Origin of the sequence: Gordonia sp. (in: high G+C Gram-positive bacteria) (genome assembly GCF_049299075.1) — a bacterium.
Lineage (GTDB): Bacteria > Actinomycetota > Actinomycetes > Mycobacteriales > Mycobacteriaceae > Gordonia.
The window spans coordinates 1-10,087 of the sequence record NZ_JBAQWU010000344.1; the positions used below are offsets into that span (position 1 = coordinate 1).

The window sequence follows — 10,087 nt, forward strand, 5'->3', positions numbered from 1 at the left end:
TCGGAGGCCTGCGCCAGCGCATAGATCAGTTCCCGGGTGGCGGCGATCTCGGTGGCATGGTCGGCCATCCGATGGCGCAGGGCCTGGAAGGAGCCGATCGGGCGACCGAACTGCTTGCGCTCGGTGATGAAGGCGAGGGTGTCGTCGAAGGACCGCTCGGCCACACCGAGCTGCATGGCAGCCAGGATCAGGCGTTCGGTGTTTAGGCCAGCCATCAGCTGCATCCAGCCGTTGCCAACCTGGCCGACGACCGCCGAATCGGGGACGAAGCAGTCGGTGAAGTAGAGGTCATTGACCTCTTTCCCGCCGAGGGTGTCGATTCCCTTGATCTCGAGCCCGGGGGTCCCGGCCGGAATGTGGAACTGGGTGATGCCTTCGTGCTTGGCGCCGCTGGAGTCGGTGCGGGCGATCAGCAGGATTGAGGTGGCGAAGTGCGCGTTGGAGCACCAGGTCTTCTGCCCGTTGATCTTCCAGCCGCCCTCGACCTTCTCGGCGCGGCAGGTCAGGGCGCCGACATCGGAGCCGGCCTCCGGCTCGGACATCGAGATGGAGAGCGAATCGCCGGCGACGACGCCCGCGAGGACCTCGCGTTTGCGGTCCTCGTCGGCAAACTTCTCGTAGGCGGCCGCGGTGATCAGCGTCGGTCCGATCCCGCCGATCGGTGCCTGTCCGCGCACGGACTCCTCGAGCAGAATGCACAGCTCGACATTGCCGGCGCCGGCACCGCCGTACGCCTCGGCAACGTTGATGCCGGCCCAGCCCAGCCCCGCCATCTTCTTGTACAACTCCACCGAATGGTTCTCGGTGCCGTTGTTGGTCAACGCGTCGCGCTGGGCGCGGGTGCCGGTCTCGCGCTTGCAAAAGTCGGCGATGGACTTGGCGAAGTCCTGCTGTTCGGGAGTGAAGACGACCATGGGGAGCTCCTGTGCTGAATCGACAATGTTGCTATCACATATATGTGATATTTGAGGGGAACGCAAGCGGTGGGCGCGCTTCGGTGGAAGGGCGTTAGATTGGTGCCCATGCCTACGAGTGCGGACAACCCAGACCCGACCGACCCGATCGTCGAGGGGCTGGATTCGGGCGACCCGGGAACGGTCGAGGTCGGCATGCCCGAATCGGCGAAGGCGCTGACCGAAAGTGAACGCAAGAAACTGCTCGCCGAGAATCGCCGGGTGCGGGAAGAGGCCCGCCGTAAGGAAGTGGCCAAATCTGGTGACGGCGAAGCTGCTGACGCCGTATCCGGTGGCGAGGATGAGACGGAGGTGATCGATCCGGCGCGGGTGCCCGGGGTGGTGACCGCGCCCGCGCGGCCGAATCGTCCGGTCCGCGGTCTGCTGATCGGACTGTGCGCGCTGATCGCGGCCCTGCTGATCGGACTGGGGGTGCTTGGCTACTTCTATGCCCAGTCGCAGGACGGGAGGCTGGGGCCGGACTCGGGCATCGGTCAGCAGGCGATGGCAGATGCGCAGCAGTATGCGGCCGAGATGCTCACTTACCAGCCGGGCGGCTACGCCGACCTGGATCGGCGGATTCGGGCCATCGCGACCCCGGACTTCGCCGACCGGTACATCGAGGCGTCGCCGGAAGCGCGGCGTGGCAACGACGCGGCGGAGGTGACGTCGGTGGGCACGGCCGTCGACGCCGGCCTCACGTCAATCAGCGGCGACCACGCGGTGGTGCTGGTGGCGGTCGACCACACGCTCTCCTCTCCGGAGTTGCCCTCGGCCGGGGCCGACGGCGTCACCTACCAGCGTCGCGTCAAGGTCACCCTGACTCGCGACGGGGACCGGTGGCTCGTCGCGGACTTCGTGACGATCTGATTTTCGTCGGAGTCGCTCACGCGTCGTTCAACCGGCCGGTGTCTCCAACAGGATTGTCAGCGCGAGGGCCGCGCCGGTATCGGCACCCACGGCGTGCGGTCCGCCCGTCAGATCGTTCATCACGTCCAGTGCTGCGTGCACCAGAAACCGGGCTGAGGCGGGCGGTAGTTCGGGGCGGGTAGCCCGGAGCCAACTGGCCCATTCGTCGACGTTGATGCGCTGCTGGCGACGTAGTTCGCCACGTTGGGTGCCGTCGATCGCGCCGAAGCAGCGCCGGTAGACGGTGATGATCGCCGGATCGGTGACGCACAGTAGCGCGTACTGGTGCACCAGGTGGGTGAGCGCCTCGCTTGGGGAGTCGGTTTGCGCCAGTCCGGCGGCGACGGCGGAGGCAGTGCGCTCGGACGCGCGTTGTAACGCCGCCGCCAGGATTGCCTGCTTGGAGGGGAAGTGGCGGTACACGCCGGACGGGGGAAGCCCCGTGGCAGCGCCGATCTGCTCGATGGTCACCTCGTGGAAGCCATGTTTGGCGAAGAGTGCGACCGACTCGGTGAGAATGACCTCTCGCCGGGCGGTCGGCGCCAGCCCGGTAGTTACCGGCCCCTCCCGCGAGGGGGGCAACTCGGCGAAGGCAACGGTGCGTGCGGCGTGACCGATCAGCGTCCCAATGGTCTTGCGAGGCAGCGTGACTCGATGATTACTCGGACTGTTCGCTGTCGAGTAGACGGCCTCGGTGAGGGTTTCGGCCTCGCTGCACGACAACTCGGGTCGTACCGCCAGGATTAGATCGCGAACACGCTGCTCGGCGGAGGATCGCACGTCCTGGGCGTAGGTGCGATCCTCCGAATCGAGCGCGCCGGATTCCCAACGGTATAGATCCCGGTCGCTCCGGTGGTTGAGCACGGTGGCGACGTAGGCGTCGATCACCTCGCCCAGCTCGTTTGCCGGGTCGTCCGGTGTCGACTCCACCGAGGCCAGTGCGGTCTGCATGCGCTCGGCGGACTCGCGGACGACGGCACCCAGCAGAGCGGATTTGGTGGTGAAGTGCCGGTACAGGGCTGGTGCAGACACGTCCGCGCCGCCTGCGATATCGGACATTCGGGTGCCGTGAAAGCCGTGCGCGGCGAATGCGGCGGCGGCGGCTTCGATCAGGTGTGCACGCCGATCCGGCGGCCGCACCCGGCGGACGGATGCGGCCGTCGACGACGGCTTCAGATTCACGGAGTGAATGGTAGTTGAACTGGCAAGCAAAAATATATGTTTAGACATGATCGAATAACTATGCAGTTCATCGCGCTAATCATGGACTAATAAGTGAATGAAGATTCGCGTGACGCGGCTCATATTGGATGCTAGCGTGTGTCCCACGACCGTCGATGAATCGGAGGAAGCACTTGTCTGCGGCGAAGTTGACTGACGGGATCTGGAGCGGGATCGACGCGGCGGGAGTGGCCCGTCTCGAGATCGACCGGCCCGCACAGATGAATGCCCTCGACGGCCCGGCATCTCGGCGGATCATCGAGGTGTGCGATCAGTGGGCCACCGATCCGGCCGTGCGGGTCGTAGTGCTCAGTGGGCGCGGCGGCGCGTTCTGTGCGGGCGCGGACGTCGCCGGAATGGCAACGGAGGCAGCGACCAAGGGTGGGTTCGACGGCGATGACTCGCGGGCGATCATCGAGAACGGTTCTCAGCTGGTCGGCGCCGTGCGCGCGCTGCCAATGCCGGTGGTGGCGGCAGTCGATGGGGCAGCCGTTGGCATCGGGGCCTCGCTCGCGGTGGGCGCTGACCTGATCTACGCCACTGCCCGCAGTTACTTTCTCCTGGCCTTCGTCAATATTGGATTGATGCCCGACGGCGGGGCCAGCGCGACCTTCGCCGCCTCGATCGGGCGAGCGCGCGCCAATGCGATGGCGCTGCTTGGTCAAAAGCTCTCTGCCGCCGAGGCCCTCGAGTCCGGACTGCTCAACGAGGTGGTTGAAGAAGAGCAGGCACTCGATGCCGTCGTGGGCCGGGTGACCACCAGGCTCTGCCGAGCATCTGCGCCGGCGCTGGCGCTGACCAAGGCCGCCCTCGACGGCGCCTCCCTGGATCAGTACGACGCGGCGATCGGCAGGGAGATCGCCGGACAGGCTGAGCTCCTGCAAAGCCCACAGTTTCAGGCGGCGCTGGCCGCGTTTACTTCCGGTCAGCGCTGAATCTGCGGCTGATCGACGTGTCCACCAACGCCTTTCTCACCACCACCCGCTCTTCCAAACACCACCCGCTCTTCCAAACACCACCAAGGAGAACCCGTGACGAACGCCCTGGGCATCGCCCTCGATTCCGAGCCCACCCGCTCGCGCCGTAGCCACTGGAATAATCAGGTGCGCAGGCACGCGCGGATGATTCCGGACAACCCCGCGCTTAAATTCCTGGGAACGGTGACCACCTGGAAGCAGCTGGACGAGCGCACCCACCGGCTGGCGGCCGCGCTGCGCCGCCGCGGCGTCGGATTCGGCGACCGGATCATGATCGTCATGCTCAACCGTTCCGAGTATGTCGAGCTGGTGTTCGCGGCCAACCTGATCGGGGCGATCCCCGTGCCGGTGAATGTCCGTATGGCGCCGCCCGAGATCGGCTTCATCGCGCAGGATTCCGGTGCCAAGATGATCGCGACCGAGTCGCTGCTCGCGCCGCTGGCCGACGCGGTGGGCGCGATGACCGGGATTTCTGACGTCTTGGTGGTGGGGGAGACCGACAGCGAGGCGCACCTGAAGTACGAGGAGCTCGTCGCCGAGGACGGTGCAGACCTGCCGGAGATCGACATCCCTGAGGAGACCGTCGCGCTGATCATGTACACCTCGGGTACCACTGGCAAGCCCAAAGGTGCGATGCTGACCCACCAGAACCTGCAGTCGCAGGCGCTGACCACGATCCAGGCGCTGAACACCAAACCTGACGACATCGGCTCCTGCGTCGCGCCGCTGTTCCATATTGCTGGCTTGGGCGCGATGACGCCGCTGTTTGCGACGGGTGCGCTGTCGGTGATCCACCCGCTGGGCGCCTTCGACCCGAACCAGATGCTCGACGTCCTGGAAGCCGAGGGCACAACGTCAATCTTCTTGGTTCCGGCCCAGTGGCAGGCGGTGTGCGCCGCGCAGGCGGCCCAGCCGCGTGCCCTGAAGCTCACAGTGATCTCGTGGGGAGCCGCACCGGCCTCGGACACGGTGCTGAAAGCGATGAACGCGACCTTCCCGGATGCGCTGAACGTCGCCGTCTTCGGGCAGACGGAGATGTCGCCGATCACGTGCGTACTGGAAGGCAAGGACGCGCTGCGCAAGATCGGCTCAATCGGCAAGGTGGTGCCGGCGGTGACGGCGCGCATCGTCGACCCGATCGGCGAGGACGTCGCCCCCGGCGAGGTCGGCGAGATCGTCTACCGCGGCCCAAACCTGATGGTCGGCTACTGGCAGAACCCGGAAGGCACTGCTGACGCGTTCCGCGGCGGCTGGTTCCACTCCGGTGACCTGGTGCGGCAGGACGACGAGGGCTTCCTCTACGTCGTGGACCGGGCGAAGGACATGATCATCTCCGGCGGCGAGAACATCTACTGCGCCGAGGTGGAGAACGTCTTGTTCGGACACCCCAAGATTCTGGAGGCTGCGATCATCGGGCGCGCCGACGACCAGTGGGGCGAGGTGCCGGTCGCGGTGGTCGTACTCGCCGAAGGTGTTGAGGACCTGACGCTCGAGGACCTCGGGGCATACCTGGATGAGAACCTCGCGCGCTTCAAACACCCGAAGGACCTCGTTCTGGTCGGTGAACTGCCCCGGAACGCCGGCGGCAAGGTGGTCAAGCCGACGCTGCGTGACGAGTTCGGCAGCAAGGACGCCGGCCTGGCTCCCTGACGATCGCGGTCAGCGAAGACTCGCTGACTAGAACGTGTTCCAATTTCGGCGCGCGATGACTACGCTCACATTCACAGCGCGGTTATCGCGCGTCGTCACATCCACGCCCGTCGACGGCGACGGGCAGAATCAAGTGAGGTCGGAAGAGTTGAAGACTAAGGGCGCAATCCTGCGGGAATTGAACACTCCGTGGAAGATCGAAGAGATCGAGATCGGCGATCCGAAGGCGCATGAGATCAAGATCCGCATGGAGGCGGCCGGCATGTGCCACTCCGATCATCACCTGATGACCGGCGGCATTCCGATGGCCGGCTTCCCGATCCTCGGCGGACACGAGGGCGCCGGTGTAGTGGAGCAGGTAGGCGAGGGCGTCACTGACTTTGAGGTCGGCGACCACGTGGTGCTCAGCTTCATTCCGTCGTGCGGCAAGTGCAAGTCGTGCCGGGCGGGTGTGGCCAACCTGTGCGATTTCGGTGCCATGCTGTTGCAGGGCGAGGCCGTCTCCGATCACACCTTCCGTATTCACAGCGCGGCTGGCGAGCCGGTGTACCCGATGACACTGCTGGGCACCTTCAGCCCGTACATGGTGGTGCACGAGGCTTCCGCGGTGAAGATCGACAAGGACATCCCGTTCGAGGTTGCCGCGCTGTGCGGCTGCGGTATTCCGACCGGCTACGGATCGTCGACCCGCAGTGGCGACGTCCGCCCGGGTGAGGATGTCGCGATCGTCGGTGTCGGCGGCGTCGGCACCGCAGCGCTGCAGGGTGCGGTGATCGCCGGTGCACGCAACGTCTTTGCCATCGACCCGGTCGAATGGAAGCGGGAGCAGGCGCTCAAGTTCGGTGCCACGGCGGCTTTTGCCTCGGTGCCTGAAGCTATGAATGCGATCGGCGATGTCACCGAATGGGGTATGTGCCAGAAGGTCATCGTCACCGTCGGCGAGGTGCACGGCACCGACGTCGACACCTGGATGAGCATCACCGCTAAGAACGGCACTTGCGTGCTGACCGGCATGGGCAATATGGCCGATAGCGAGGTGACCCTGAACCTGGCGATGCTGACCCTGCTGCAGAAAAATCTGCAGGGCTCCATCTTCGGTGGCGCTAACCCCAAGCTCGACATTCCGCTGCTGCTGTCGATGTACAAGGCGGGCAAGCTCAACATCGCGGACATGATCACCCGCGAGTACACCCTCGATCAGATCAACCAGGGCTACAGCGACATGCTCGAAGGCCGCAACATCCGCGGCGTGATCCGGTACACCGACGCCGACCGCTGACCTTGCGCCGCCGCGCGGCGACCCGGCGTTACGCTTAGCGACGATTCACCCGGACCGGAGGTAGAGATGGCTGAGAGTAAGAAGCCCGGGACGTCGCGCGCGCAGCGCGGCGCCGAGGTGGCCGAGCAGAAGACGACGAAGGGCGGTACCTTCGTCGCTTCGCCGGAAGCCAAGTCGACGGCGCTGAAGCTTCGCATCGTCGCGATGGTGTTGTGGATCGTGGCCATCGGACTGGAGATCTTCACCATCGTGTGGGCCCTGCTCCCGGAGAAGCCGGTCAACACCTGGCTGATCATCGGTTTGATCGTCGCCATCGCGGTGCTTACGCTGGGCGGCTCGCTGCTATGGAAGAAGGCGAACCGGTTCGACCCGGCGTCAGAGAAGGACAAGACTCGCTTCTTCATCCAGAACCAGCTCGGCGTGATTATGACGGTCCTGGCGTTCCTGCCGCTGATCGTACTGATCTTCCTCGACAAGGATATGGACGGCAAACAGAAGGGCATTCTCGGGGCCGTGGCGATCGTCGTCGCTCTCGTCGTGGGGGTGCTCTCCTTTGATAAGGATGCGCCGTCGGTGGAGCAGTACAGCGTCGAGACCAACGTCGTCCAGGAGCTGACCGGTAAGGACGAGGTCTTCTGGGTCAAGGGTGGCGCGGCCTTCCACGTCTGCCGGGAGGTCTCCGACCTGAGGCGTTCAGACCCGAACAAGGTCGAGGGCACCACCGTCGCCGTGGCGCACCAAGGGGGGATTGCGCGCCTGACCAAGAAGTGGGTCTCCGAGGCGTACCAGTGTGGCTACACGACCGCCGACGTCGACCGTGTGCTCGGCAACGTCGACGATGTGCAGAGCACCCTGGACGAAAACCAAGTGATCGAGCGCTCCGGTGAGCTCGAGGTGGCGCCGGGTGTCGTTGATGAACAGCCGAACGCCACTCCTCAGGTCCCCGCCGAGGAGACCCCAGCAGTTCCGGTTCCCGCCAACTGACAGATCGCCGCGCGTAGGGTGCGGTGCGTGGATGCACTGCAGCAACTCGCGCACTGGCCGGTCGACGCGGTGTCGGCCGCCGTGATCACACCCGACCGCTCCCCGAACGTCGCTACGTTCGGGGATACCGATCGGGTGTTTTCGTTGGCGTCGGTGACCAAACTTCTGGTGGCTCACGCGGTTCTGGTAGCGGTGGAGGAGGGAGCCATCGACCTCGACGAGGCGGCCGGACCGCCCGGGTCGACGGTGGCGCACCTACTCGCGCATGCGTCCGGACTGGACTTCGACGCCAGAGACGCGGTTGCGGAGCCGGGCACCACGCGCATCTACTCCTCAGCTGGGTACGAGGTGCTCGCCGAGACGGTGGCCGCCGCGACCGGGATCGCCTTTGCCGACTATCTGCGCGAGGCGCTCGCCGAGCCGCTCGGATTGTCCGCGACCACGCTGGACGGCCCAGCTGGGCACGGCGCCTCGTCGAACGTCGACGATCTGGCGCGATTCGCCGTCGAGCTTCTCGATCCGATGCTGATCTCGCCGCAGACCGCGGAACTCGCCCGCGCAGTGCAGTTCCCCGGGATCGACGGCTTCACCCCCGGGTACGGCAAGTTCCGGCCCAACGACTGGGGTCTGGGGCCGGAGTTGAAAGGGACCAAGAACCCGCACTGGACGGCACCGGAGCACTCGCCGTCGACCTTCGGGCACTTCGGTCAGGCGGGCACCTTCTTGTGGGTCGATCCGGAGCGTCGGGCGGCCGCGGTCGTGCTCACCGATCGGCCGTTCGGGGGCTGGGCGAAGCCGCTGTGGAGTCAGACCAATCAGGGCATCCTGGCTGAGTTGGGGCACTGACCCAGCAGTATCATGGAGGTGTCGGTCCGGCCAGGTGCGAGGGGACTTGGCAGGACCGCGCGGCAGCGTAATGGAGCGTTGCCGACCACCGCTACAGGAGGCATGTCCGTTGGCACGTTACGAATTCCCAACCACCGCTGAGTTGCTCGAGATGGGCGAACCCAAAGAAAATGCGGTGACCATCTATGTGCCCGCGACGGCGGCAGAGTACGACGTCGCGCGGACTGCGGTGAAGAGTTCGATGGATCAGGCGATCCGGACGCTGCGTGAGCGGGGTGCGGACAATGCGATCCAGGAATCGTTCCACGCGATCACTGAGTGGATCCTTGCCGACGACTGCTGGGACGTGCTGTCGCGCTCGCTGGCGATCTTCGCGACCGCCGACGGCGCGGAGATCTTTGTCCTCCCGAACAATCTGGAGCCGCAGCTGCAGGTGGGCAAGTACTGGGACCTGGGGCAGATCGTGCGGTCGGTGGCCTACCCGCAGCGTGCCTACGCCCTGACGCTGTCGGCCAACGAATGGCACATTTGGTCGGCGTCGGCCACCACCGAGGCCCACGAACTGAAGATCAACGAAGGCGATTTCGCTGACGCCCGGGCGCACGGCGACGACAAGACCCAGACCTTGGAGGCCTACACCAAGCGCGTGGCGCGCAAGGTCGAGTCGGTGCTGTCGCACGCTGATCCCAGCGGCGAGATCCCGCTGTTCCTGTTCGCCACCGACCCGCTGGAGGGCATGTTCCGGGAGAACTTCAACGGTCGCCGCGAAGTAGTGCTCGTGCCGGGTAACCCGGACACCTTGCGTCCCGATGAGGTGGACACCGCGATCCGGGCTGGCCTCACCGACGTCAATGCCGCGCGCGCCTCGCAGACCGTCGGTGTCATCGCCGATGGTGTCAGCAAAGGGCTGGCCGCCACCGACATCGCCGACATCGCTCGCGGGGCAGTGGGCGGCGCGGTGGACACGCTGGTGTACGACTTCACTGTTGACACCCTGGGCCGCCTGGATAGCGTGACCGGTGAGGTCACTTTCTCCGATGAGGGGTATGACCTGATGTCTCGCATCGCGGTCGTCGTGCTCGGGAACAGTGGCAAGGTGGTGCCGGTGCGCTCGTCCGAGGTCGACTCGGAGTTCTGGAACGACGTCGTCGTCGCGCGTCTGCGCTACCCGCTCGCTCGCTGAGCGGCTGCACGATCGAAAGCCCCGTCGCTGGAGTTGTTGTCCGCGGCGGGGCTTCGTCGTCGCTGCGCCGCGCGCCGATCAGGCG

Annotated in this window: 9 protein-coding genes; 7 read left to right on the plus strand and 2 right to left on the minus strand. The window is 65.6% G+C overall.

What is annotated here, in order from left to right; genetic code table 11:
* On the minus strand, positions 1-914 hold a 914-nt coding region (locus WAW85_RS10880), incomplete at its 3' end, for an acyl-CoA dehydrogenase family protein (protein ID WP_422559629.1).
* A gap of 108 nt (positions 915-1,022) precedes the next feature.
* Here WAW85_RS10880 and WAW85_RS10885 point away from each other — a divergent pair.
* Positions 1,023-1,823 (plus strand): hypothetical protein, encoded by an 801-nt coding sequence (locus tag WAW85_RS10885; protein ID WP_422559630.1) that lies wholly within the window; start codon positions 1,023-1,025, stop codon positions 1,821-1,823.
* Between the two features lie 27 nt (positions 1,824-1,850).
* Here the strand turns inward: WAW85_RS10885 and WAW85_RS10890 are convergent, their stop codons facing one another.
* Positions 1,851-3,044 carry a TetR/AcrR family transcriptional regulator gene (locus WAW85_RS10890; protein WP_422559631.1) on the minus strand — a complete coding sequence of 398 codons (1,194 nt, stop codon included), beginning with the start codon at positions 3,042-3,044 and terminating at the stop codon, positions 1,851-1,853.
* Positions 3,045-3,199: 155 nt separating this feature from the next.
* On the opposite strand from WAW85_RS10890, the gene WAW85_RS10895 reads away from it, so the two are divergent.
* The 6 genes from WAW85_RS10895 (at position 3,200) to WAW85_RS10920 (ending at position 10,002) form a co-directional block, all read left to right on the plus strand.
* Entirely contained in the window at positions 3,200-4,018 is an 819-nt protein-coding gene (locus WAW85_RS10895) for an enoyl-CoA hydratase-related protein (RefSeq protein WP_422559632.1), read from the plus strand.
* Between the two features lie 96 nt (positions 4,019-4,114).
* Positions 4,115-5,710, plus strand: a complete 1,596-nt coding sequence (fadD5, locus tag WAW85_RS10900) for a fatty-acid--CoA ligase FadD5 (protein ID WP_422559633.1) — start codon at positions 4,115-4,117, stop codon at positions 5,708-5,710.
* Between the two features lie 148 nt (positions 5,711-5,858).
* Positions 5,859-6,989, plus strand: coding sequence for an NDMA-dependent alcohol dehydrogenase (locus WAW85_RS10905; RefSeq protein WP_422559634.1), 1,131 nt, complete (start codon positions 5,859-5,861; stop codon positions 6,987-6,989).
* A 66-nt stretch (positions 6,990-7,055) separates the two neighbouring features.
* A complete protein-coding gene (locus tag WAW85_RS10910) occupies positions 7,056-7,973 on the plus strand; it encodes a hypothetical protein (RefSeq protein WP_422559635.1) in 918 nt (305 codons plus the stop codon).
* 27 nt (positions 7,974-8,000) lie between these two features.
* A complete protein-coding gene (locus WAW85_RS10915; RefSeq protein WP_422559636.1) occupies positions 8,001-8,819 on the plus strand; it encodes a serine hydrolase domain-containing protein in 819 nt (272 codons plus the stop codon).
* Between the two features lie 109 nt (positions 8,820-8,928).
* On the plus strand, positions 8,929-10,002 hold the full coding sequence (locus WAW85_RS10920; RefSeq protein WP_422559637.1) for a hypothetical protein: 1,074 nt from the start codon (positions 8,929-8,931) through the stop codon (positions 10,000-10,002).
* Positions 10,003-10,087: the final 85 nt, after the last annotated feature.

What these genes read in the sequence shown, in the direction of transcription:
- WAW85_RS10885 (WP_422559630.1), top strand. Translation starts at nt 1,023, where the DNA reads ATGCCTACGAGTGCGGACAACCCAGACCCGACCGACCCGATCGTCGAG.
- WAW85_RS10895 (WP_422559632.1), top strand. Translation starts at nt 3,200, where the DNA reads ATGAATCGGAGGAAGCACTTGTCTGCGGCGAAGTTGACTGACGGGATC.
- WAW85_RS10910 (WP_422559635.1), top strand. Translation starts at nt 7,056, where the DNA reads ATGGCTGAGAGTAAGAAGCCCGGGACGTCGCGCGCGCAGCGCGGCGCC.